Here is a 24,944-nt window from a genome sequence, read left to right on the forward strand (position 1 = left end):
GGTGGAGGTCTACGTGGTGAAGGGACTTGTCTGGTAGAAGGCACTGGGACCTCGCGAGTGCTCTCTTCCGTGCGGGGTCCGTTCGTTCCCGGAGCCGCTCATGTCCCGTTGTCCTCTCGCGCTCACCCGGTTGCTGGGGTTGGGCGTGCTGTGCCTCGGCGTTGTGCTGGTGGGGTGTGGTGACAGCGGCACGTCGCCGCTCCCGCCGCTAGCGAAGTCTCTGCCCGACGCGGCGCTCTCCACGGTGCAGGTGGACCGGGTGGAGCAGGTGCTGGCGGACGGCGTGGACCGGGTCACCATCACCGTGACGGTGCGGCAGAAGGACGGCGCTCCCATGGAGGGCCGCGCGGTGCGGGTGGAGGTCTCCGGCGACGGGAACACCGTGACGCAGCCCGCGGACCGGACGAATGCCCAGGGCGTGGCCACCGCGTCCGTGGTGTCCACGCGAGGCGGCTCGAAGCGGGTGACGGCCTCGGTGGATGCCGAGGGAGGCGCGGTGGTGCTGGGCTCGCGTCCCGTCGTCGGCTTCACCGCGCTGCGGGCTACGAGGCTGGCCTTCGCGGCGGCCTCGCTGTCGGCCCGAGCCGGTGCACCCATTGGCGGGCTGGACGTCGAGTTCCGGGACGCCGACGGCCGCCCGGTTCCGTCCGTCACGGGGGAGGTGACGCTCTCGCTGGCCGCTGGCCCGGGTGGGGCTTCCCTGGGAGGCACGCTCCGCGCTCAGGCCGTGGACGGCGTCGCCCGCTTCCAGGAAGTGGTGCTGACGCGCGCGGGCCAGGGCTATCAGCTCAAGGCTGAGGCCACCGGCGTCGAGGGCGCGGTCAGCCCTTCGTTCGACGTGACGCCGGCCGCCGCCGCCACCGTCGAGGTGACGGGGCTGCCGCAGACCGCCATCGCGGGCTCCACGCATGATGCGGAGGTGACGGTGCGTGACGCGTTCGGCAACGTCGCAAGTGGCTATCGCGGCACGCTGAGCGTGCAGTCCTCGGACGCCACGGCCACGCTGCCGGGCGGCCACACCTTCACGGAGGTGAACGCGGGCCGCTTCCGTTTCACGGGCATCACCCTGCGGCGGGCGGGCACCCAGCGCGTCGATGTACAGGACGCCGCGCAAGCGGGCCTGGCGGGGCGCCAGGACGTGCGCGTCTCGGCGGACCAGACCGCGGCATTGGCTTTCGCGCGCGTGCCCTCGCATGCGTCTGTTCGCGCCGCGCTGACCGCCGTGGAGGTGGTGCTCCAGGATGCGCATGGCAACCGGACGCCCGTGGGCGCACCTTCGGTGACGCTGTCCCTGGTGCCGGCGGGTGGCGTGCCACTGCGGGGTGTCACCGAGGTGGCGCCCATGGAGGGGCTGGCGTCGTTCTCCAGCGTGCACGTGGACACGGAGGGCCGCTTCCAGCTTCAGGCCACCGCGGATGGACTGGCGCCCGCCACGAGCACGGACATCGACATCATCGATAACGTGTTCCCCGCCATCCCTGTCCTCGCCGCGACCGCGGCCACGCCCGACAGTGTCACGGTTTCCTGGACAGCGGTGGGTGATGACGGCGACCAGGGGCGGGCCGCGTCGCATGCCCTGCGTTACTCGCTGAACCCGATTGAGACGGATGCGGACTTCAACCAGGCGACGCCGGTGGACGGCCTGGGCGAGCCCGCGGAGGCTGGCACGCAGGAGTCCGCCGTTCTCACGGGCCTTCAGCCCGGCACGAACTACTACGTGGCGCTGCGCGTGGCGGACAACCAGGGCAACGCGGTCCGCTCCTCCAGCTTGATGGTGCAGACGCAGGTGCAGGGCGTCACGCGGCTCGTCTTCTCCCAGCAGCCCGTGGATGGGGACGCGGGCGATACGCAGCCGGAGCTCCGCGTCTCGCTGTTGGATGAGGATGGAGCGGTCGTCACGACGGCCACGTCGCCGGTGACGCTCACGCTGGAGGACGAGCCCGGCTTCACGCCCTTGCAGGTGGCGGCGGTCGCGGGCGTGGCGACCTTCTCGGGCGTGGTGGTGGAGCAGGCGGGAACGCACCGCTTCATCGCGTCGGCCACGGGGTTGGATTCGGTCCCCAGTGACGCGTTCACCATCGCGCCGGGCGACGCCGTCCGGCTGTCGCTCACGGGCCTGGTCTCGCCGGTGGCCGCGGGCGCAGGGGGTAGCGTCGTGGTGACGGCCCATGACGCCTTCGACAACGTGGCCACGGGCTACACCGGCGCGGTGCATTTCTCGTCCACTGACGCCGAGGCGGAGCTGCCTGGCGACTACACGTTCACCGTGGCGGATGCGGGCCGGCGGACCTTCAGCGGCGTGAGGCTGCTGACCTCTGGGCCTCAGCGCGTCGCCGTGGTGGACACGGCGCGGCCGGAGCTGACCGACACGCTCGATGTGGAGGTGAGCACGGGTGCGGTCACCGTGTTGGAGCTGAGCGCGCTTCCCGCGGAAGTGGAGGCCGGCGAGGCGCAGAGCCTCACAGTCACCGCGCGCGACAGCTTTGACAACATCGTCACGGGCTACACGGGCACGGTGCACTTCGAATCGAATGACCCGGGGGCGACGCTGCCCGCGAACTACACCTTCGTTCCCGGGCAGGACGCGGGGCAGCGCATGTTCTCGGTGACGCTGGTGACCTCCGGCGCGCGCTCGGTGACGGTGCGGGAGGCGGGCAACACAGGGCTGGAGGCGGTGGTGAACACCCAGGTCCTGTCTGGTCCCGCTGTGCAGCTGACGCTGCAGTTGGACTCATCGACGACCCGCGCGGGCGAGCCCGTGGGGGCCACCGTGTCGGTGCGGGATGTCCATGGCAACCTCGCCTCGGGCTACCGGGGCACCGTCCACTTCGAGATTCCAGGGGACGCCCAGGCCACCGTGCCTTCGGACTACACCTTCACCGAGTTGGACGCCGGTCAGCGTCTCTTCAATGTGGAGTTCGCCACAGTGGGCACGGGTCAGCTCGTCGTCACGGACACCACGACGGCGACGTTGACTGGGAATGCCTCTGTGACGGTGCAGCCCGGGCTCCTCGCGGCGTTGTCCGTGGCGGGGCCGACGGAGGCCATCGTCGCGGGCGAGCCCCAATCCTTCACCGTCTCCGCGCGTGACCGCTTCGGCAACGTGCTGACGGCGTACCAGGGAACGGTGGCGCCTGCGTCCACGGACCCGGAGGCGGCGCCCCTGTCGGCGCACGTGTACACCGCGGTGGACCAGGGAGCGCACACCTTCACCATCACCTTCGAGACGGCGGGAGCGCAGTCGGTGACGTTCACGGACGGCGATGCCCCTGTGTCCGGTACGTCTGACTTCACCGTGGAGGCGGGCGCGCCCGTGAAGCTCGCGTTCGTCGCGCCTCCGGAGCCGGGCACCGTCCTGGAGCCGCTGTCCGAGACGCGGGTGGCCTTGCAGGATGCGTTCGGCAACGTCTCGAACGTCACGGCGCCGTCCGTGACGCTCCAGTTGGTGGGGGCGGTCGGGGTGACGCTGGGCGGCACCTTGACGGTGGCACCGGAGGCGGGCGTGGCCGTCTTCAGCGACCTCACGGTGGACCAAGCGGGCAGCTTCGTCCTCTCCGCGACCACGGAGAACCCGGCGCTGCCGTCCGTCGACACGATGGTCACCATCACCGACGACGTCGCGCCCGCCGAGCCCGTTCTGAGCGCCAGCCTGGTGGACGACACGACGGTTCGCCTGACGTGGCTGGCCACGGGAGACAACGGCGTCGTGGGCAACGCCGCGCGCTACGAGCTGCGCTACAGCGCGGGGCCGATTGACCCGCAGAGCTTCGCGCTGGCCAGCGAGGTGCCCACGGCGGCGCCCCGGGCGCCGGGACAGGCGGAGGAAGTGATTCACGCGGTGCCGCCGTCCCAGGCGGCCACCTGGTACTTCGCGCTCCGCGTCTTCGACGGCGCGAACAACGGCAGCACCGTGGCGTTCGTCTCCATCGCAGTGCCGGGCCCCTGCGGCGGTATCGTCTGCGCGCCGCGCGCGCCGGAGTGTGACGAGGACGGCGTGCAACGTGTGAGCTACGAGGAAGCGTGCGTGGTGACGGCGGGCCTGGCGGAATGCCAGTACACGGCCACCCCGGAGGTCTGCCCGGGGCAGGACGGCGTCTGCATCGCCGGTGTCTGTGAGACGGCGCCTGCGCCCGTGGCGGGTGAGTTGGTCATCAGCGAGGTGATGCACCGCCCGGACGCGAACACCACCGAGTACATCGAGCTGACCAGCACCGTCGACGGACCGCGGGACATCGCGAACCTGCGCATCCGCTTCGACAATGGCGCGGGCAGTGAGACGGACTTCAGCGTGCTGACGACCGGGGACCGGCCGCTCATCGTCCCGGGCCGGGGCACCTTCGTCCTCGCGAGCAACACGGATGAGGCCACCAACGGCGGCGTGGTGGCGCAGTACGGCTACGGGAGCACGCTCTTCGAGCTTGGCCACTCGGGGCACCTCTTCGTCGAGATGGGCGCCACGGTGGTGGATGACGTGGCGTACTCGGCCTCCTTCCCGCAGACGACGGGGCGCTCGATGAACCTGTCATCCGTGGTGGTGGGCACGCGGGCCAGCCAGCACGCCTGGTACTGGTGTGACTCGGAGGAGGTGCTTCCTGGCGGTGGACGGGGCACGCCGGGCAGCGCCAACGCGTCCTGCGGTGTGGAGATCACCGGCCCGGTGGACCACTGCGCCATTCAGTATCCGAAGTCCTTCGCTACCCCCATCCGGGCGGGCCGCGCGGAGTCCGTCTACAGCCAGTTCTACGAGCCCCAGGTGAGCACTCGGAACCAGAACGGCAACGACGGCTTCCCGCACCTCGTGGCGGAGCTGGGCTACGGGACCGATGCCGCGTCACCTGCATCGTGGACGTGGGTGGCGGCGGAGCCGAACGCGGGCTTCGCCACGCCGGGCAACGACGATGAGCGGGTGGCTCCGCTGAACATCGCGGCGCCGGGCAACTACATCTACGGCTTCCGCTACCGTTTCACCCAGGGGCCCGCAGCGGCCCAGGCGTGGGTGTACTGCGACCAGGACGGTGTCGTCGCGGAGGGGAGCACGGGCAATTACGGCACGGTGACGGTGGTGCCGCCGCCCCCAGTGGCGAACCACGTTGTCATCAGCGAGGTGAGCGGCGGCAACGGAAGCGGTGCCGCGGCGACCGATGAGTTCATCGAACTCTACAACCCGACGAATGCCGACGTGAACATCGGCGGCTGGCTGGTGCAGTACAAGTCCGCGACAGGGTCTTCGTACTCCGGCACCGTCACCATCCCCGGCGGGACTGTCATCCGCGCCCACGGGTACTTCCTGCTAGGGGGCGCCAACTACAGCGGCCCCGTGGCGTGGGATCTGGGCTATTCGTTCGACGTCTCGTCGTCCACGACGGCTGGTGGCCATGTTCGTATCGGTCCTGGCCTGACGACCGCCGTTAATGACGTGGCGGTAGACAAGGTGGCGTGGGGCAGCGGTAACTCGCCCGAGGGCACCGCCGCGCCCCATCACCCCGCGGCGGGCGGCAGCCTGGAGCGGAAGGCCCTGAGCACCTCGACCCCCGCCACCATGGCGGATGGCGGCGCTGACGCGTCCTTCGGCAACGGCTGGGACTCGAACAACAACAGCGCGGACTTCGTCACCCGGGCCATCCGTCAGCCACAGAACGCCCTGAGCCCGACGGAACAGCCGTAGCCGGGCTCGAAGCACCGCGTTTCACACGGAGGCCGCCGGGCGTGCATGCGCCGGGCGGCCTCTCGCATTTCCGCCGCCAATCCCTGCTGCTCCCCGGCGTCCGGCGCATTACCTTTGCGGCCGTACATTCGCCGTCATCACGTCCAGGAGCAGATTGTGTCAGAGAGCCAAGTCCCCGACGCCGCCCGCCTCGTCACCTGCCCACCGGCCGAATTCACGCGTGCCGGTGAGGAGGCCATGGCCGCCGCCCGAGCGGGAATCGCCCAGCTCAAGGCCCTCCGCCCCCCCTACGTCACGCGCGAGGTGCTGGAGCTCTACGACGAGGCCACGGCCGCGCTCGACGATGCGGGAGCCCGAGCCAGCGTCGCCCGCCATGCGCACCCGGACGCCGCCATGCGCGAGGCCGCCGAGGCCGCCGAGCAGGCCCTGGAGACGCTCAGCAACGACATCCGCATGGACCGGGGCGTCTATGACGTGCTGGCCGCGCTGGATTTGTCCGGCGAGGACGCCGCCACGCGGAAGTGGATGGAGAAGGTGCGGCGGGAGTTCCGCCGCGCGGGCGTGGACCGGGATGACGCCACCCGCGCCCGGGTGAAGGCGCTCCAGGAGGAACTGGTCCGCATCGGTCAGGAGTTCAGCCGCAACATCCGCCAGGACACGCGCACGGAGGCGCTGTCGCCGGCCGCGTTGGAGGGCCTGCCCGACGACTACGTGCGCGCCCACCCGCCCGGGCCGGACGGCAAGGTGCGCATCACCACGGACTACCCGGACATCGTCCCCTTCATGACGTACTCGCGTGATGCCCAGGCCCGCGAGCAGATGTGGCGCGTCTTCCGCCAGCGCGGCCATCCCGCCAACGCGGACGTCCTGCAGCGCATGGTGTCCCGCCGGAACGAGCTGGCCACGCTGCTGGGCTACCGGAACTGGGCGGCCTACGCCACCGAGGACAAGATGATTCGGGACGAGGGGGCCGCCTCGGACTTCATCGAGAAGATCGCCGCCGCGTCCGGTGCGCGCATGGAGCGCGACTACGCCACGCTGCTGGAGCGCAAGCGCCGTGACGTCCCTGGCGCCGAGCGCGTCAATCCGTGGGACCAGGCGTACCTGGAGGACCGCGTGAAGGCGGAGCAGTACGCCTTCGACTCGCAGGTCGTGCGGCCCTACTACGAGTACACGCGCGTGAAGCAGGGCGTGCTCGACCTGACGGCGCGCCTGTTCGGCGTCACCTACCGCCGCGTCGCGGACGCGCCGGTGTGGCACCCGGACGTGGAGGCCTACGACGTGTTCGAGGGGGCCACGCTGCGCGGGCGCTTCTACCTGGACATGCACCCGCGCGACGACAAGTACAAGCACGCGGCCCAGTTCACGCTGACCAGCGGCAAGTCGGGCCGGCGGTTGCCGGAAGGGGTGCTGGTCTGCAACTTCCCCCGACCTGGCGCGGAGCCCGCGCTGCTCCAGCACAGCGACGTGGAGACCTTCTTCCACGAGTTCGGCCACCTGCTGCACCACATCTTCGGCGGCCACACGCGCTGGGCGGGCGTGTCCGGCGTGCGCACGGAGTGGGACTTCGTGGAGGCGCCGTCGCAGATGCTGGAGGAATGGGCGCGTGACACCGCCAGCCTCCAGACGTTCGCGAAGCACTACCAGACGAACGAGCCCATCCCCGCGGACGTGGTGGAGCGCATGCGCCGCGCGGAGGAGTTCGGCAAGGGCCTGTGGGTGCGCCAGCAGATGTTCTACGCGGCGCTCAGCCTGGAGCTGTACCGGCGGAAGCCGGAGGGCGTGGACGCGGTGTCGCTCGTGCGCGAGCTCCAGGGGAAGTTCACGCCCTTCCCGTACGTGGAGGGCACCTACTTCCACCTCTCCTTCGGCCACCTCGACGGGTACTCGTCCAACTACTACACGTACATGTGGTCGCTCGTCATCGCGAAGGACCTGTTCACGGTCTTCCAGCAGAAGGGGATGCTGTCCCCGGAGCCCGCCCAGGCCTACCGGCGCGCGGTGCTGGAGCCGGGTGGTTCCGACGACGCGGCCCGGCTGGTGAATGCCTTCCTGGGGCGCGACTACGACTTCCGCGCCTATGAGGAGTGGCTCAATCAGGCGGCGTGACGTCCCGTCCGCGTTTCAGTTGCGCCCCCACTGCCGGGGGCGCGTGAAGCGGAAGAGGCCACTGGCCTCTTCCTGGGCGATGACGTCCGCCTCGGTGCCGAAGTAGCGGGCGCGCACCTCCTGGAGCCGGGCCTCCAGCGCATCGCCGGAGAGCGTCCGTGCCAGAGTTGTGCGCTCCGCCATGTACCGGAGGCCCGCTTCCCAGCGGGCATCCCGTGTCTGGTCCAGCGCGTCCCATCGCCGCAGCGCTTCGTCATTCAGCCCCATCTCCTGGCGCACGGCCCACAGGCTGCGCGCGCGTTCGGCCGGTGTCATGCCCGTCAGTTCACGTTGAACGGAGGGCAGCGCCAGGAAGCGATTCATCGTCTCCTGTGGATGCCGGGCGAGCTGCGCTGGTGCCCCGTCTCCGTAGACCTCTCCCAGCCGCGCCTTGTAGGCAGACAGCTTCTCCGAGAGGGGCAGGTCCTGCCTCGCATCAATCACCTGGAGCGCGTCCACCAGCGCCTGGTGTTTCAGCTCCGAAGCCCAGAGGCGTTGCGCCGTCTCCTTCCCGAAGAGGCGGTTGCGCGCATCCCAAACGGCGGCACGGCGCTGCTTCGAGTCCAACCCTCGCAGGTAGGCGTCGTTGTCCTTTACCCACTTCTCGTAGTCCAGACGGTCGCGCAGCAGGGTGGCCAGCGCTTCGTACTGGCCGGGAAAGGCTCTGCGGAGGAATGTCTGGAGTTCTTCTCGCCACCGGTCTGGTGAGCGCGTCTGGAAATACCGCATGAGCTGCTCCAGCATCCGGAGCTGGACGGACGGTTCGTGCAGGCGCGAGCCGAAGCGCTCGAGCAGCGAGAGGCGCAGTACCTCCAACTCCAAGGCCAGGGGTTCTGCCGCCGGGGCTGCTGCGTTGACGGCGCCTGGCGTGGGCGACGCACGGCTCGCCGGGGCCCCCACGAGCGTTGGACTGTTGCGGCCCTGGGAACTCACGGGGCCAGGGGCGGGGGGCGCGCCAGCAGTCTGTCCCACGGGGAGAATCCGCCATCCCAAGAGAAGGCCCAGGATGGCCGCACTCGCTCCCAGCACCCGGTTGGCTTGCAATCTCATGCCGCCAGGTCCTCGGACGTGACGACTCCAATGCCAATCACCCTCCAGTCCCTTGAGCGGAGCCGGAAGCCTCGGATGTTTTCCGTGTAACGAAGGTGATGGGCGAGTCCGTGAGTGTCTATGTTCTGATTTGGATTGTTCCCCGGGAAGACACCATGAAGTAGACGATGACCTTGTGTGCCAGCGTTCCGCTCGGATTCCTCGTCAGCGCGTGCGGCGGAGCGGAGCTGGAGGATGCCGACGGCTCGACGCTGACCACGGCGGCGCAGGCCATCTGTGAGGGCTACATCCCTGGCGCCATCTGCTCCGTGGGAGTTCGCAGGTGGCGTCGACTGGGGCAATTACCAGGATGTGGCGAACACCATCTGCGAGCGCACGGCCTACGGCGCGTGCTGGAGCTGGAGCTACTGAGCCCGTCCCAGCCTGACCTCAAGGCCTCCCACGTCGTACCAGGGGCAGCCCGGCCTGGGCATACGTCCGCTTCTCGAGCAGACGTCCTGCTTCCCAGTGCAGGACATCCAGCCCGTACCAGCCGAAGTGCTGGCCGTACAGCAGCCGGTACATGAGTTGGCGCGGGCCGCGGCGCGCGGACACCTCGTGCTGACAGCGCCAGCGCAACACGACCTTGCCCGCGGGCGCATCCACCACCATGTCCTCGGTGAGGAATCGGATGCGCCCGAAGTCACCGCGAAACTGCGCGGCGAAGGCCTCGCGCACCTGCGCGAGGCCCCGGCACAGCTTTCCGTCATACGTCTCGTACAGCGCGTCCGGCGTGAAGTACGCCATCACCGCATCGAGGTCGTCGCGGTTGAAGGCGTCGGTGAAGGCCCGCACCACGTCCTCGAGAGCCGTCCGGCCGGCGTCGTCACCGGCCGGGAGGGAAGGGGAGGCGGGCCCTGTGCTCACGGATCCACCGGCGTCTGCTGGATGCGCCAGATTTCCTCGGCGTACTGCTTGATGGTCCGGTCCGAGGAGAAGATGCCGCCGCGCGCCACGTTGATGATGCACTTGCGCGCCCAGCTGTCGGCGTCCTTGTAGGCGTGCGCGACGTCCTCTTGCTTCGCCATGTACGACGGGAAGTCCGCCAGCATGAGGTAGCGGTCCTCCTCCAGGAGGCTGTCCACCAGCGGCTTGAAGAGGTGCTTGTCCTCCGGCGAGAAGAAGCCGGTGGAAATCAGGTCCAGCGCCTCGCGCAGCTCCTGGTGCTGGTTGTACTCGTCGCGCGGGCGGTAGCCTTCGCGCTTGCGAGCAATCACCTCGTCCGCCGTGAGGCCGAAGAGGAAGAAGTTCTCGTCGCCCACCGCGTCGCGAATCTCCACGTTGGCACCGTCCAGCGTTCCCAGCGTCAGCGCGCCGTTGAGCATCAGCTTCATGTTGCCGGTGCCGGACGCCTCCATGCCCGCGGTGGAGATCTGCTCGGACACATCGGCAGCGGGGATGATGCGCTCGGCCAGGCTCACGCGGTAGTTGGGGGCGAAAACCACCTGCAGGCCCGTGGTGCCCGCGTCGCTGTTCACCACCTCGGCGATGCCGTTGATGAGCCGGATGGTCAGCTTCGCCAGGTGGTAGCCCGGCGCGGCCTTGGCGCCGAAGATGAACGCCCGCGGGTGGATGATGGTGGACGGGTCCCTGCGCGCCTTCATCCACAGCGCCACGATGTGCAGCGCGTTGAGGAGCTGGCGCTTGTACTCGTGCAGGCGCTTGATCTGCACGTCGAAGATGGCGTCCGGATTGAGCTGCACCCAGCGCAAGTCACGGATGTGCCGGGCCAGGTCTTCCTTGTTGGCGCGCTTCACCTCGCGGAAGGCCTTGCGGAACTCCGGGTCCTCGGCGTGCGCCTCCAGCTTCGTCAGCTTGTCCAGGTCCGTGACCCAGCCCTCGCCGATGCGGGACGTAATCAGCTTGGACAGGCGGGGGTTGCACCAGGCCAGCCAGCGGCGCGGCGTCACGCCGTTCGTCTTGTTGTTGAACCGCTCCGGGTTCATGGACGCGAAGTCCGTCAGCACGTCCCGGCGCAGCAGGTCGGTGTGCAGCGCGGCCACGCCGTTGACGCTGTGGCTGCCGACGACGGCGAGGTGGGCCATGCGAATCTTCTTCTCGGCCCCTTCCTCCACCAGGCTCATCCGCTGCATCTTCTCCTGGTCGTACGGGTAGCGAATCTGCACCTGCCGCAGGAAGCGCGAGTTGATTTCGTAGATGATTTCCAGGTGGCGGGGCAGCAGCCGCTCGAAGAGCGTCGCCGGCCACTTCTCCATCGCCTCGGCCAGCAGCGTGTGGTTGGTGTAGCCGAACGTCTCCTGGGTAATCGTCCACGCCTCGTCCCAGAGCAGGCGCTTCTCGTCCACCAGCACGCGCATCAGCTCCGCCACGCCAATGGCCGGGTGCGTGTCGTTGAGCTGGATGGCCGCCTTGCGGGAGAAGTCCTTGAAGTCCGTGTGGTTCTTCAGATAGCGCCGGACGATGTCCGCGATGGAGCACGCGACGAAGAAGTACTGCTGCTTGAGCCGCAGCTCCTTGCCGGCCTGGAACGCGTCGTTGGGGTAGAGGACCTTGGAGATGACCTCTGAGTCGTTCTTCTCCACCACCGAGCGCTCGTAGTCGCCCGCGTTGAACAGCAGCAGGTCGAACTCCTCGGAGGCGCGCGCCTGCCACAGCCGCAGCGTGTTGACGGTGTTGTTGTGGTACCCGGCGATGGGCGTGTCATACGGAACGCCCACCACCGTCTTGCCGCCCACCCAGCGCGCCACGGGCCGGCCATCCGGGCCCTGGTGGTGCTCCACGCGCCCGAAGAAGCGCACCGGCACCGCCTTCTCCGGCCGGACGATTTCCCACGGGTTGCCGAACTTGAGCCACTCGTCGGCGCGCTCCACCTGGTACCCGTCGACGATGTCCTGCGTGAAGATGCCGAACTCGTAGCGGATGCCGTACCCCATGCCGGGGTAGGCCAGTGTGGCCAGCGACTCCATGAAACACGCGGCCAGGCGGCCCAGACCGCCGTTGCCCAGGCCCGCGTCCGGCTCCATCTCCAGCAGGTTGGTGAGGTCCACCCCCACCTCCTGCATCGACTCGGCGGCCGCTTCGTACATCCCCAGGTTCAACAGGTTGTTGCCCAGGGCTCGACCCAGCAGGTACTCGGCGGAGAGGTAATAGGCGCGCTTGACGTCCTTTTCGTAATACGTGCGCGACGTCTTCACCCACCGGTCCGCCAGCCTGTCCCGCACCGCGAGCGACAGCGCCATGAAGCGGTCGTGGGGGGTGGACGACTCGTAGTTCTTTCCGCGCGAATAGCGGACGTGGTCGAGGAAGGAACGGCGCAAGCTGGCCGCGTCGTGCCCGAGCCCGCTGTCGTCGGTCGTGGCCGGCTGGGCTGGGCGGGGCTGCTGGGAGGCGGAGGCAGGAGGGGCCATGGCGCGGGTATCTCTGGACGGAGTTGCTGCGGGTTCATGGTTTCGCGGGCACCGGGGTTTCCCGGGTTCGCGAACGCGCGTCAGGCTAGCGCAGCCATGTCTCGCATCGCACCGGTAAAGCGCGTCCCAGCCCTTGGGGACAGCTCACCTGGAAGGGCGGCGGACTGCCTGCCGGTGGATGGCGCGCCAACCCGGAGACGGATTGATGTAGAGATCGATCCGCCATGGGCTTTCCGCAGAACGACCTCGAACAACGGTTGGCCGTCATCCGTCCCGACGACACGGTGCGCGGGCTCGTCTTCAACGCGGTGTTCAACCTGACAGAGAAGAAGCTGGGCATGGAGGCGGCCACGCGCCTGCGTGAGCCCTTCTTCAAGCGCTCGCCGGTGGACTTCTTCTCCTACCCGGCCGTGGATGCCCTGCGCCTCTTATACGCGACGTCGGAAGCGCTCACGCCCATTTACGGCTCCATGGAGGATGCGGTGCGGGCCTGCGGGGCCGCGGCTGTCACGCACTTCTTCCAATCCACGGTGGGGCAGACGCTCAACCGGCTCATCGGCAAGGGCGACCCCAAGCGGCTCCTCTCCCACGCGCCCACCGCGTACTCGACGCTGGTGAACTATGGCCGGCGCGAATTCGCCGTGCTGGGAGACAAGCAGGTGCGCCTAGCCTTCCACGGGGACATGCAGCCGGTGCAGTACCACGAGGGCGTCTTGACGGAGGCGCTGAGCGTCGTCGGCTGCAAGAGCCGGGTGGTGGGCACGCCTCGCGGCGTGACGGGCGCTGACTACGTCATCACCTGGGAGTAGACCCGCGGCGCGCGTCCCACGGAGGGGACGCGCACGGCGTCACAGCGTCACGGCATGGCTGCGGCCTGCCCGGCGACGGCGGCCACGGACACGGCCTCCATCTGCCCCGTCAGCTCCTGCGCCTTGGCGAGGAAGTCCGGCAGCAGCTCCTTGGGCAGTGGGTCCGCGCGGGGGAACTGCTGGTTGAGCGGGTTGGTGTACTGGCCGTTGCGCTTGAGCCCGAAGTGCAGGTGCGGCCCGGTGGAGCGGCCGGTGTTGCCGGAGTAGGCGATGACCTGCTTCTGCCGCACGCGGGCGCCCGCGCGGACGCCTTCGCCGAAGCGCGACAGGTGCATGTACTGCGTCTCGAAGCCGTTGGCGTGACGGATGACCACCATGTTGCCGGCGGCGCCCGCGTAGCCCGCCTGCGTCACCGTGCCGTCCGCCACCGCCCACACCGGGGTGCCGATGGGGGTGCCGTAGTCCACGCCATTGTGGGCCTTGAGATACTTGAGCACCGGGTGGAAGCGCGAGCCGAAGCGGCTGGTGACGTTGGCGTACTTCAGGGGCGTCTTGAGGAAGGTCTTCTTCGCGCTGGCGCCCTCCTCGTTGAAGTAGTTGGGCTGCCCGTCCGGGAGCACGTAGCGGTACACCTTCTTGTTGCCCACGAGGCCGCCCGCGTACGTCGCCGCCAGCACGTCGCCGTAGCGCAGCAGGCGGCCCTTGGAGACGAACTTCTCCACCAGCGCGCGCGCCGTGTCGCCCTTGCGCACGTCACGGTAGAAGTCGATGTCCCAGGCGAACACGTCCGCCAGCACCATGCCGATGGCCGGGTCCTCGCCGACGGCCACCGCCGCCTCGTACAGCGACGACTGGATTTCCAGCGCCACCACGGCGACCTGCTTCTCCACCTCGATGGCGCGCTTGCTGCCCACGTACTTCTCGCCGTCGCGGCGGACCTGCCACTCGTCCACCATGCTCTGGCGGTAGTCGAAGAAGTCCAGCTCCCCGTCGCGGATGACGAGCCGCAGCTGGTCGCCCACGCGCGACTTGCGGAAGTCGAACACGCCCTCAAGCGCGGAGATGACGGCGGCCACCTGCGCGTCCGGAAGCTGCGCATCGTGCAGCGCCTGCGCGAGCGTCTGGCGCGGCTCGATACGGCGGTTCTTGATGACGTGACGGACCGCGGCTTCGGACGTCGAAGCCAGCAGCGCGGCGGCCAGGCAGAGCAGGGGAGCGATTCTCATGGGAGCGGCGGCCGAGTGTAGTGGACACCCTGGCGCTCGCCCAGCGAAGGGCCGGGAAATTTCCGGGCTCGGCTGCCTGGCTGCTTGAAGCCCCCGCGGAGCGCCTGGCCCAGCCTCCCTGCGCCCCCGAGGGAGACGCTGCCCACCCGGTGTCCTCAGGGGCTCCGGCGCATCGAGGAGGCCCGTGTCCGCGGGCCCGCGCTACCGCGAACAGGCGATGCCGCCGGTGAACCTTCGACGCACCGCCCGGGGCCGGGCACGGCTGCTCAGAGTTCCACCTTCCGCTCGGAGTGGCTCTGCCCGTCGAAGCGCAGAATGACGCCCTTGTTGTCGTACCGCGTGAGGATGTTGACGGGCCGGCGCCACAGGGACTGGAGGTTGCGCAGCGTCTCGCGGGCGTAGTCGCCCTTGAGGTCCTGTCCGTCGTGGCGGTGCGCCAGCAGCAGTTCGCTGCGGTTCTCGAAGTTGCCGTCCACCACCTCGATGATGGGCTGGCCGAAGTTGGTGAGTCCCTGGAGGAGCTTGTTCTTCACCTTCTTGAACTCGCGGTCGAGGATCTCCCACGAGTTGCGCTTGTCGTTGAAGCCGTACACGAAGAGCTTCTGCTCCATCGCGAACTCGGGCGTCAGGAACGTGTCGATGAAGGTGATGTCGTTGTAGTGCTTGCGGACCTCGAAGATCTTCTCGCGGCCGGCGCCCAGCTTCTTGTCCCAGGAGCGGCGCGCGCGCAAATCATCGCACTCGTCCCACTCCTTGCCGAAGCGGCCCTTGTTCCACCGCTCCTCGATGTCGCGCCACAGCTCGATGCCGAGCTTGTACGGGTTGATGGCGCCAGGGCGGGTCCCCATGGTGCCGGAGTGGTGGTCCGCGTAGTCGATGATTTCGTCGTCCTTGAGGGCCCGGCGCGTCATGATGGTGGAGTGCCAGTAGCTGGCCCACCCCTCGTTCATGATTTTCGTCTGGCCCTGGGGCGCGAAGTAGTAGGCCTCGTCGCGCAGAATCGCGAGGATGTCCGCCTCCCACGGTTCCAGCGGCGCCTCTTCCAGCAGGAAGAGCAGCACGTCGCGCTGGGGGCGCTCGGGGAACTTCTTGGCGCGCTGCTTCTCGTCCTCCACCTTCTTGCGCTGGGAGTCGAGGAACTCGGACGGGTTGATGTAGCCGCGCATGTATTCGCGGCCCACCTTGAAGCCCTCCACGCGCTCGTTGGCCTTGAGTTCGTCCTCGGCCTTCTTCGGGTCCGGGTTGCGCCGGATGTGCGGCGCGTGCTGGTCGATGAGGTTCTCCAGGCTCAGCGTCCGGTCGATGAAGTCCTCGACCTTCTCCACGCCAATCTTGTCCACCCAGCGCCTCACCCGCGTGGCGTGGTTGGCCATCTCATCAATCATCCGGCGGTTGGTGTGCCGGAAGGAGAAGTTGTTCTTGAAGAAGTCGCAGTGGCCGTAGACGTGGGCCATGACGAGCTTCTGGTCCACCTCCGGGTTGCTCTCCATCAAGTAGGCGTAGCAAGGGTCGTTGTTGATGACGAGTTCGTAGATCTTGCTCAGCCCGTACTCGTAGCCCTTGGCGAGCTGCTCGTACTCCATGCCCCAGCGCCAGTGGGGATAGCGGGTGGGAAAGCCGCCGTAGGCGGCCACCATGTTCATCTCGTCGTAGGACACCATCTCGAAGTGGGTGTCGAAGAAGTCCAGGCCGAACTCCTTGGCGTAGCCATGGATTTCGTCGCGGAGCGAGGCGAGGCGAGGTGGGAGGCTCTTGGGCATCGGGCAGTCGCTCCGGTGGGAAAGGACCGCTGAAGTCAGCGGCCCTTGCCGAGGAAGTCCTTGATGGACGCGTAGATGGCGTCCTTGTCCGCGATTTCGCTCAGCGCGACGTTGGGCGTGTCTCCCACCGCCTCGCGCAAATCCTTGATGAACTGGCCGCTGCCGTAGGGTGACTCCACCTGGCCGTAGGCGAACTGGTTGACGTTGGGCAGCACGTCGTTGCGCAGCATTTCAATGCACTGCCGCGTGTCGTCCGCGCTCCAGTTGTCCCCGTCGCTGAAGTGGAACGGGTAGATGTTCCACGCGCTCTTCGGGTAGTCCGCCAGGATGATGTCCCGGCAGAGCTTGTAGGCGCTGGAGATCATCGTCCCGCCGGACTCGCGGGTGTGGAAGAACGTGTCGCGGTCCACCTCGCGCGCCACCGCGTCGTGGATGATGTAGCGCGCCTCCAGGCCCTTGTATTGGTGGCGCAGCCACGTATCGAGCCAGAAGCTCTCGATGCGGACGATCTCCTTCTGCTCGTCACCCATGGAGCCGGACACGTCCATCATGTAGATGATGACCGCGTTTGTTTCAGGCAGCTCCTGGAGCTTGTAGCTGCGGTAGCGGCGGTCCTCGCGCGTGGGGATGATGACGGGCCGCGCCGGGTCATACGTGCCAGCGGCAATCTGCCGCCGCAGGGCCTGCTTGAAGGTCCGCTTGAAGTGCCGCAGCGACTCCGGTCCGGTGGTGTTGACGCCGGTGTAGCGGATCTTCTGGGTAATGATGCGCTCGTTCTGCCGCCGCTCGATGTTGGGCAGCTGCAGTTCCTCGCCCAGAATCTGGGCGAGCTCGTCGAGCGTGACGTCCACCTCCATGGCGTGGTCGCCTTCGCCCTGGCCGGCCTGCTTGCCCTCCCCGGGCTCCACCGCCCCGGGGCCGAGCTGCTGGCCGACGTCGCCGTCACCCTGTCCGACGCCCCCCTGTTCCTTGTGTCCGTACTTGAAGCGGGGGATGTCGATGAAGGGGATGGGGATGGAGATGGCGTCCTTCCCCTTCTTCCCAATCATCTCGCCCTTCTGCACGTACTTGCGCAGGTTGGCTTTGATCTTCCCCCGGACGATCTGTTTGAAGCGGGAGTGGTCCTGGTGGATCTTCAAGGTCACGACGGCTCGCCCCTCTCTGGTGTTACTCCTTCGCGTCGCCGCGGGCGAAGATGCTGGCCACGAAGTTCAGCACGTCCGTGGAGCAGATTTCGCAGTAGCCGTAGTTCTTCATCATCCGGTCCTTCACCAGGTCGATCTTCTCCTGCGTCTCCTTGTCGACGACGGAGGACACCAGGTTCTTGAGCTTGATGCTGTCCTTCTGGTCCTCGAACAGCTTCAGCTCCAGCGACTTGTGGAGCCGCTCGTTGGTCCGGTAGTTGAAGGTCTTCCCCTCCACCGCGAGCGCGCCGATGTAGTTCATGATTTCGCGGCGGAAGTCGTCCTTGCGGGTGTCGGGGATGTCGATCTTCTCCTCGATGGACCGCATCAGCCGCTCATCGGGCTCTTCGTAGAGGCCGGTGTACTTGTTCTTGACCTTCTCCTTCTGGGTGTAGGCCTTGATGTTGTCGATGTAGTTGCCGCACAGCTTGGCGATGGCGTCCTCGTCCGCGGAGATGGCGCGCTGGACCTCGTTCTTGACGATGTCCTCGTACTCCTGCTTCACGGACGTGAGCAGCTCCTTCATCCCCTTGCGCGTGTCCTCGTTGTTGATGAGGGAGTGCGTCTTGAGGCCGGCCTCCAGCTCGTTGAGGACCATGAAGGGGTTGATGCAGCCCTCGCCCTTGTCGCTCACCAGGGCGTTGGAGATCTTGTCCTGGATGTAGCGCGGGGAGATGCCTTCCAGGCCCTCGCGGTTGCTCTCCTTGCGCAGCTCCTTGATGTTGTCCTCGGTGAAGTTCGGGAGCGTCTTGCCGTTGTAGAGCTTGAGCTTCTGGAGCAGCGACAGGTTGTGCTTCTTGGGCTCCTCCAGACGCGTGAGCACGGCCCACATGGCGGCCATCTCCAGCGTGTGCGGAGCGATGTGCTTGCCCTTGATGGCGCGGGAGTTGAAGTCCTTCTCGTAGATCTTCACCTCTTCGGACAGCTTGGTGATGTACGGGACGTCAATCTTCACCGTGCGGTCTCGCAGGGCCTCCATGAACTCGTTGTTCTCGAGCTTCTTGTACTCGGGCTCGTTGGTGTGGCCGAGGATGACCTCGTCGATGTCCGTCTGCGGGAACTTCTTCGGCTTGATTTTGTGCTCCTGCGACGCGCCGAGCAGGTCGTAGAGGAACGCGACGTCCAGCTTCAGCACCTCGACGAACTCGATGATGCCGCGGTTGGCGATGTTGAACTCGCCGTCGAAGTTGAAGGCGCGCGGGTCGGAGTCGGAGCCGTACTCGGCGATCTTCCGGTAGTTGATGTCACCGGTGAGCTCGGTGGAGTCCTGGTTCTTCTCGTCCTTGGGCTGGAAGGTGCCGATGCCCACGCGGTCCTTCTCGCTGAAGACGAGCCGGTTGACGCGGATGTGGCTCATGACCTTGGCGAAGTCGCCCTGGTACTGCGTCATCAGGTCCTTGAAGACGAAGCGGCAGGCGGGGCACAGCTCGGAGCCATCCGGAATGGTGTAGCCGGACTCGGGCGGAGACAGCTCGGCGTAGATCTTGGAACGCCACTCCCGGGGGATGAGGTTGAGCGGCTCCTCGTTCATCGGGCACTTCATCTTCTCCTTCACCGGGGCGCCGTCCGAGTCCTTCTTGTCGGTGAGCCAGGAGAAGGTGTACGCGGCGCCCTCCGGCGTCTTGGAGTAGTCCTCGGTGCCCTTCTTCAGCAGGCGCGCGATGGTGGACTTGGACGAGCCCACGGGGCCGTGGAGGAGGATGACGCGCTTCTCGGTGCCGTAGCCCTGCGCGGCGGACTTGAAGACGTTGACCAGCTTCATGAGCGGGACATCGAGCCCGAAGATGGCGTCACGGCCGCCGAACTTCTCGTCACTGAAGAAGTGGTAGCGGATGAGCTTCTTCTTGTTGTCGATGTACTCCGTCTTTCCGTGGCTGAGGATCATGTCGTAGATCCTCTGGAAGGCGGTGCGGGTGACCTTGGGGTTCTGCCGGACGATTTCGAGGTACTCCTCGAACGAGCCTTCCCAGTTGAGCTCCGCGTAGGTCTTCACGTCCTGCAACGCGGCAATTCTGGAGACCCACGAACCCTTCTCAGCGTCCTTCATGTCTCTCCCTCGGAGCCACCCGGGGACGCGGAAAGCCGCGCCGACTGGGGGGCCAAAATGGTCAACCTGGAGGGCATGACTGCCATTCCACACCCACCCCGACGAGGTCCCAGGCACGACAGCCCTGCTGCCCCTTCGGGACCCCGCCGCGGAGTGGGACCGCGCGTTACGCTCGTGTCAGGGGTGGAACGCCCGAAGGCGCACCCCCTCCACGGGGTGAAAAGGCATCTTGATTATAAGGGCCCTCGCCCACGGGGGTAGGCGCACACCGGCTGCACGAAGGGTAGTGAACGCCTGAACGGTCATTTCCCAGGCGCCCGGCAGCAGCAATGCTCGTGTGGGTTGTGGGGCAGCGTGCCCTTTCACTCCACATGTCGGCGCGGAGCCTTCACGGACGAGGCTGGCGTTGCATGCATGAAAGCAGTCGGGCGGCCGTGCGGGATGGGCGTCGGGTACCGAGTGAGTGTCGTGCGGCGGACGCGCGTCTCACGAGGTGACAAGGGGATGATGCGCCGCTCACGTCACGGCAAGGCGCGACGGACATGGCGCATGTCATGCCAGGTATCGGGCAGGCGGGAATGGGCTCGTGGTCCAGGGGCTCGTCGCCACAGGCATGCCGGGTGAGACATCAGGGCGTGTAGGAAGGCGACCCGTGGCTCGAAAAGGTGCCGCCAGAAGCCGGATGGGACTTTGAGGCTTGCTGGCAGGCGGCTTGTCGCCCGCATTCAAGCTCATCGCATGAGACATCAAGGACTGCGGAAGGTGGCTCGTCGCAGGCCCTGCTTCACTCGAAGGGTCTCCCATTCTGGACGGCTCAGGGGCGTGCACGAGAGGACGGCCACTGAGCATGGCGTATGCAGTGGGGCATGGGCGCGTGTCCTTCCCTGGAGCCTCCTGGTGCCCGTCCTGCTCGTCGCAACCTGTCTTCTTGGCGCATGGGTCCAGGCAACAGTCCCTCATGCGGACGGAGGCGTGGTGGCGACGGCACTGCTCGATGCAGGGCGCTCACCTCGCCGCGCGCTGCGGCTGGAGCAGCGGCCAGGGTGGGGCCAGGGCATGGTGGTGTCTGTCTCTCCCGAGGTTGAGACGGTGCTGGGCGTGGGGGCCGGCCGTGAGCTGCGAACGGAGTATGGCCCCGAGGTCTCGGTGCCGCTCTATGTGGAATGGCAGGCGGGGGCGGGGAGGGGACAGGCGCGCTACCACGTGCGGGTGGGGCGTCCCGAGGTCCGCGCCATGGACGATGAAGGCATGGAGCCCGCGTGGAGGTTGGCGGAGGAGCTGGGCGCGGCGAGTGGCCGAGATGGAGCCGTGGTGCTCTCCAACCGGGGGGCGCCGGTTCAGGCATGGGTGCAACTGGGGCCCGGGGCTTCCGCGGCATTGAGTAGCCTGGTGCGGGCGGCGCTGTCCTCGGACTGGCTCGTCACCCCACGGCTTCCGGAAGAGCCGGTGGGCGTGGGCGCGCGCTGGGTCGTGGCGCGAGCCCAGGAGGAAGGGCTGGCCGTCGTCACCTATGAGTTGGTGGAGCTGGAAGGAGCCCGAGGCCGGGTGCGTTTCCTCCTCCAGTCCCAGGGGGCGGAAGGTCCGCCGGCTCCCAGGGCCGAAGGCGAGCTGCGTTTCGACCTGCGCCGCCCATTTCCCGAGCGGCTGGAGGTTCTCTACACGTCGCGCGCCGAACTGGGGACGCAGGGCCCCCGGCGGCTGGAGGTGGTCCGCCGCACGCGGGTGACGCTGGAGTCCGGCAGCCCCTTGGCCCCGGCGGACCCTGAAATGATTGCAGCCCCCTGGATATCGGAAGGGGAGCAGGTTCGCGCACCGTGAAGTCGGCCGCGCTCCCCGAGCAAGGGAACAATGGGCGTTGGCTTGGCTTTGGGCCGTGCCTGCGTATCCTGCCGCGCGTCATGGCCACCGCCCCCGCCCCCTTCTCCGTTTCGACTCCCCACGCACCTGGCCTGTCGGCGGTGCCTGCCCCTCTGCACGAGCCAGGCACCCGGCTGCTCGTCGGGCTGTTGCTGGTGGCGGCGCTGGTGCCGCGGCTGGGCGTGTTCTTCGTCAACGAGAACCTCTTCGGTGACGCGGTGGTCCGCACGGAGCTGGCGGAGCGCTGGTTGCGGGCGCCGCACCTCATCACCGCCTACGGGGACGGGGCCTACCAGTTCGGTCCGTTGCACATGTACCTGGTGGGCGCGGCGCTGTCGGTGTTCGACCGGGAGGTCGCGGGCCGTGTGGTGAGCCTGCTGTTCGGCGTGCTGTCGGTGGTGCCGCTGTTCGCGCTGACGCGCCGCCTCTTCGGCTGGCGCGCGGGCGTGGTGGCTGGCCTGTCCTTCGCGGCGTGGGGCATGCACATGCAGTTCTCCACCACGGCCAGCAGCGAGGCGGTGTCCCTCTTCTTCATGCTGGCCACCTTCGCGCTGTACGCGGAAGGCGTGGATGACAACCGCTTCCTGCCTCTGTTCCAGGCGGCGTTGATGCTCAACCTGGCGTGCGCGCTTCGCTACGACGCGTGGATGTACATCCCGCTGCTCACGGTGGCGCTGTGCTTCAGCAGCCAGGACAAGGTCGTGTCGCTGACCCGGGCCGTGGGCTTCGGCCTGGTGTGCCTGCCGTTCCCCCTGTTGTGGATGCAGGGAAATGAGCTGATGCACGGCAACCCGTTCTTCCCGGTGATGGCGGTGGAGGACTTCCACCGTAACTGGGTGAAGTCGTCCCTGGGCTCGGGGTCGAACGTGCTCTGGCGGCTGCAGCAGCTGGGGTTCTGGCCCGGCATCGCCTTGCTCACGCTGTCGCCTCTCGTCGCGCTGCTGGGCATGGCGGGCATGGTGCGCGCGTGGCGCTCGCGTCCGGACACGCGCTGGCTGGTGGCCGCGGCGGTGCTTCCCGCTGCCTACTTCACCTTCCGGGCGGCGGTGCTGCTGACCTTCGTTCCGCTGGGCCGCTTCACGGTGACGCAGGTCGCGCTGCTCCCCGTCTTCGTGGCCTTCGGCTTCGCCGGGCTGGTGGCGACGCGTGGAGGGCCCGTGCTGCGCAAGGCCCTGGCGGGCGTGACGGTGCTGGTCGCCGTGGCAGCGCCGGTGGCGATGGGCATCTATACGTTCCGTGCCGACGGGCCACTGCAGACGACGATGCGCCCCATCAGCCCCACGTCCACGAATCCCGTGGCGCTGATGCAGGTGGCGAAGTTCCTGAAGGCGGAGGTCGCCGCCAAGGGTGGGGCCGCCGCGCTCGACATCGACCCGAACTACATGGACCTGCAACTGGCCTTCTTCTCCGGCCTTCCCGAGGAGCGGCTGGCGCGCGTGCGCTGGGACACCTTCCGCCAGCGCATGCAGGAGACCCGTCCGGAGGTGCTGGTCCGCTTCGACGGTGGAGCGCTGGCGAAGGCCGCGGGCGTGAAGCTGGAGGAGCGCTCGCTGGTGCTGGACGGCGTGGCCTACCAGAAGCTGGATGGCTTCACCGCGCCGCTGCACGTGTACCGGCGTCAGCCGTAGCGCGGTTGCCTGGAGGGGCCCTCAAGCCCCTCAGGGCTCCGAGTCGTAGTCGTCGGGGTGATAGTCGGTATCCGGCGGCCGGTGGGCATCCAGCCATCCCTGGAGGATGAACTGCGCGGCCACCTGGTCGATGACCTCCCGGCGGCGGGCCCGGCTGACGTCCGCCTCGAGCAGGGTCCGTGTGGCGGCCACGGTCGACAGCCGCTCGTCCCAGAGCTCCACCGTCACCCCCAGCGACTGGGCCAGGGTGTCCGCGAACTTCCGGGACGCCTCGGCGCGCGGGCCCTCGCTGCCGTCCATGTTGAGCGGCAGGCCCAGCACGACGTGGGTCACCTCGTGTTCGCTCGCGACGGTGGCCAGCGCCGCGAGGTCTGCCTTGAGCGACGTGCGGCGAACGGTGGTGACGCCTTGAGCCGTGAGGCCCAGTCCGTCCGAGACGGCCACTCCAATGGTTTTGGTGCCCAGGTCCAGGCCCATGGTGCGCATGCCGCGGAACTTAACCGCAATCCTTCGTCGTGGACCGCTCCGTCCGCGCCTGGGGACGTGCCCCTGCTTCTGTGAGTGCTAACCGCCGGAATTCGCTGGGTGCCTCCCACGCCCACGGACGGCACCGCTGCTGCAATCCAGCGGTCCCGTCCGAAGGACGACTGCGCGGCGTCCACTTCAACCCCGTCGCGCGAGAGGGTTCATGCTCGACTTCCTCAAAGGTGCGGCCAACCTGCTGGCTGGCCCCATGTCCACCGCGGTGGATTTCGCGGGCAACGCGCTGGGATTGCCGCCGCTCATCACCAACTCCATCAAGGCCGCGGCGGGGGCCGCGACGGGCAACGTCATGCTGGCGGCCAGTGGCGCCATGGGCGTGGCGCAGGAGTTGTCGAAGAACCCGCCCGCGAAGACGGAGTACCACGCGTCCTCCTCGGGCAGCTCGAAGGCTGACAGTGGCTACGCGCGCTCCGCGTCCTCGTCGCCCATCCTGAATCCGGGCAGCAGCCCGTTGGATCCGAAGATGCTCGACTACTCGGACGCCTTGAAGGTGCTGGAGGCGAACTTCCAGCAGTTGGACCTGCTGGATGGCAAGAAGAACGGCTCGCTGTCGAAGAAAGACCTGCAGCGCATCTCCACGGACGCCAGCCTGTCTCCTCAACTGCGGGACGCGGCCCGCTTCATGGTGGAGAACACGGCCCTCTTCGAGCGGCTCGACCGGCAGGGGCCGCTGGCGAGGATTGGCGTCTTCTCGCCGCTGTACAACCTCGACACCTTCTCGGTGCAGGACCTCCAGCGCGAGCTCAAGGCGGTGGATGCGGAGTTCGCGCGGTACGGCCGGCCCGTGCGCCCTGGAAGCGGTGGCACGACGCCTCCCGGGACGGGATGCACGCCCGGCGGTGGTGGCACGACGGCGCCGGGGACGGGCGGCACGTCCGGCGGCGGTGGCTCCTCGCCTGTGTCGGGCAGCCCGCCGACGTCGGCGCCGAGCCCGCTGGACCCGGACTTCCACGAGTACCACGACGCCTTGCGCGTGCTGAGCGAGAACTGGGACACCTTCGATACCGCGGTGGGGGCCCGGGACAACCTGCTCACGCGCGACAACCTGGACGCCATCCTGAAAAGCCCGGGCGCATCGTCGACGCTGAAGCGCGCCGCGCAGTTCTTCAAGGACCATCCCGTCTACTACGACCGGCTGGAGATGGCCGCGGGCGTGGGGCGGCGGGACGGCATCGTGGGCCGGCCGGATGTCACGGCGGCGCTGCGACAGGCGGACGCGGCGCAGGCGTCATCCGGAACGCAGCCCGCGAGTGGCGCTGGCGGAAGCCGGCCGGTGGGCGGCGCTTCGTCGAATGTGCGGAGCATCGTCGACAACCCCAACATGAGCATCGAGGACAAGATTCAAGCCATCTTGATGTCCATCTCCAGCGACACGGACGAGGAGATTCTCGACGTGATGGAGCAGATGGCGAACGTGCGCGACCAGCGCGCCTCGCTGGGCACCGGTGAGGCGGACCGGAAGGCGGGCGCGAAGCTGGAGAGCAGCATGCAGGAGCTGGAGCTGCGCCTTCAGCGGCTGGTGGAGAAGCGCAAGGCGATGTTCGACCTGATGAGCAACATGTCCTCGAAGTTCCACGAGATGGCGAAGACGGCCATCTCCAACCTGCGGAGCGCCTGAGC

The 24,944-nt window shown here is 67.8% G+C and carries 14 protein-coding genes; 6 read left to right on the plus strand and 8 right to left on the minus strand.

The annotated features are described in order from the left end of the window. Nucleotides 1-100 precede the first annotated feature (100 nt). Both FL344_RS17630 and FL344_RS17635 read left to right on the plus strand, forming a co-directional pair. A complete protein-coding gene (locus FL344_RS17630; protein WP_141619346.1) occupies nt 101-5,665 on the plus strand; it encodes a lamin tail domain-containing protein in 5,565 nt (1,854 codons plus the stop codon). A 156-nt stretch (nt 5,666-5,821) separates the two neighbouring features. Then, the gene (locus FL344_RS17635; RefSeq protein WP_141619347.1) at nt 5,822-7,774 is read left to right on the plus strand and encodes a M3 family metallopeptidase; all 1,953 of its coding nucleotides are present in this window, start codon (nt 5,822-5,824) and stop codon (nt 7,772-7,774) included. 15 nt (nt 7,775-7,789) lie between these two features. Here the strand turns inward: FL344_RS17635 and FL344_RS17640 are convergent, their stop codons facing one another. The 3 genes from FL344_RS17640 to FL344_RS17650 all read right to left on the minus strand — a co-directional run bounded on the left by FL344_RS17640 (nt 7,790) and on the right by FL344_RS17650 (nt 12,270). Next, the gene (locus tag FL344_RS17640; RefSeq protein ID WP_228565140.1) at nt 7,790-8,635 is read right to left on the minus strand and encodes a lipase secretion chaperone; all 846 of its coding nucleotides are present in this window, start codon (nt 8,633-8,635) and stop codon (nt 7,790-7,792) included. A gap of 657 nt (nt 8,636-9,292) precedes the next feature. Beyond that, nucleotides 9,293-9,769: a nuclear transport factor 2 family protein gene (locus FL344_RS17645; RefSeq protein WP_141619349.1), complete on the minus strand. Its 477-nt coding sequence runs from the start codon at nt 9,767-9,769 to the stop codon at nt 9,293-9,295. Further along, nucleotides 9,766-12,270 (minus strand): glycogen/starch/alpha-glucan phosphorylase, encoded by a 2,505-nt coding sequence (locus FL344_RS17650; RefSeq protein WP_141619350.1) that lies wholly within the window; start codon nt 12,268-12,270, stop codon nt 9,766-9,768. Before FL344_RS17650 ends, FL344_RS17645 begins: the two co-directional genes overlap by 4 nt. A 224-nt stretch (nt 12,271-12,494) precedes the next feature. Here FL344_RS17650 and FL344_RS17655 point away from each other — a divergent pair, with 224 nt between their 5' ends. Further along, nucleotides 12,495-13,079, plus strand: coding sequence for a DUF2378 family protein (locus FL344_RS17655; protein WP_141619351.1), 585 nt, complete (start codon nt 12,495-12,497; stop codon nt 13,077-13,079). A 47-nt stretch (nt 13,080-13,126) separates the two neighbouring features. Here FL344_RS17655 and FL344_RS17660 read toward each other — a convergent pair whose 3' ends face one another. The 4 genes from FL344_RS17660 to FL344_RS17675 all read right to left on the minus strand — a co-directional run bounded on the left by FL344_RS17660 (nt 13,127) and on the right by FL344_RS17675 (nt 19,296). Next, nucleotides 13,127-14,305: a M23 family metallopeptidase gene (locus FL344_RS17660; RefSeq protein WP_141619352.1), complete on the minus strand. Its 1,179-nt coding sequence runs from the start codon at nt 14,303-14,305 to the stop codon at nt 13,127-13,129. Nucleotides 14,306-14,571: 266 nt separating this feature from the next. Continuing rightward, nucleotides 14,572-16,065: a SpoVR family protein gene (locus tag FL344_RS17665; protein ID WP_141591410.1), complete on the minus strand. Its 1,494-nt coding sequence runs from the start codon at nt 16,063-16,065 to the stop codon at nt 14,572-14,574. A gap of 35 nt (nt 16,066-16,100) precedes the next feature. Further along, nucleotides 16,101-17,210 (minus strand): DUF444 family protein, encoded by a 1,110-nt coding sequence (locus FL344_RS17670; protein ID WP_141619353.1) that lies wholly within the window; start codon nt 17,208-17,210, stop codon nt 16,101-16,103. Between the two features lie 22 nt (nt 17,211-17,232). After that, a complete protein-coding gene (locus tag FL344_RS17675; protein ID WP_141619354.1) occupies nt 17,233-19,296 on the minus strand; it encodes a PrkA family serine protein kinase in 2,064 nt (687 codons plus the stop codon). A 975-nt stretch (nt 19,297-20,271) separates the two neighbouring features. On the opposite strand from FL344_RS17675, the gene FL344_RS17680 reads away from it, so the two are divergent. Both FL344_RS17680 and FL344_RS17685 read left to right on the plus strand, forming a co-directional pair. Then, complete coding sequence (locus tag FL344_RS17680) at nt 20,272-21,114, plus strand: hypothetical protein (protein ID WP_228565141.1); 843 nt, start codon at nt 20,272-20,274, stop codon at nt 21,112-21,114. 80 nt (nt 21,115-21,194) lie between these two features. Further along, on the plus strand, nt 21,195-22,781 hold the full coding sequence (locus FL344_RS17685; protein ID WP_228565142.1) for a glycosyltransferase family 39 protein: 1,587 nt from the start codon (nt 21,195-21,197) through the stop codon (nt 22,779-22,781). Nucleotides 22,782-22,811: 30 nt separating this feature from the next. On the opposite strand, the gene ruvX is transcribed toward FL344_RS17685, so the two are convergent. Beyond that, complete coding sequence (gene ruvX / locus FL344_RS17690; RefSeq protein ID WP_141594615.1) at nt 22,812-23,267, minus strand: Holliday junction resolvase RuvX; 456 nt, start codon at nt 23,265-23,267, stop codon at nt 22,812-22,814. Nucleotides 23,268-23,469: 202 nt separating this feature from the next. Here ruvX and FL344_RS17695 point away from each other — a divergent pair, with 202 nt between their 5' ends. Beyond that, nucleotides 23,470-24,942, plus strand: coding sequence for a hypothetical protein (locus tag FL344_RS17695; RefSeq protein ID WP_141619356.1), 1,473 nt, complete (start codon nt 23,470-23,472; stop codon nt 24,940-24,942). Nucleotides 24,943-24,944: the final 2 nt, after the last annotated feature.

Origin of the sequence: Myxococcus sp. AB036A (assembly GCF_006547355.1) — a bacterium.
GTDB lineage: Bacteria > Myxococcota > Myxococcia > Myxococcales > Myxococcaceae > Myxococcus > Myxococcus virescens.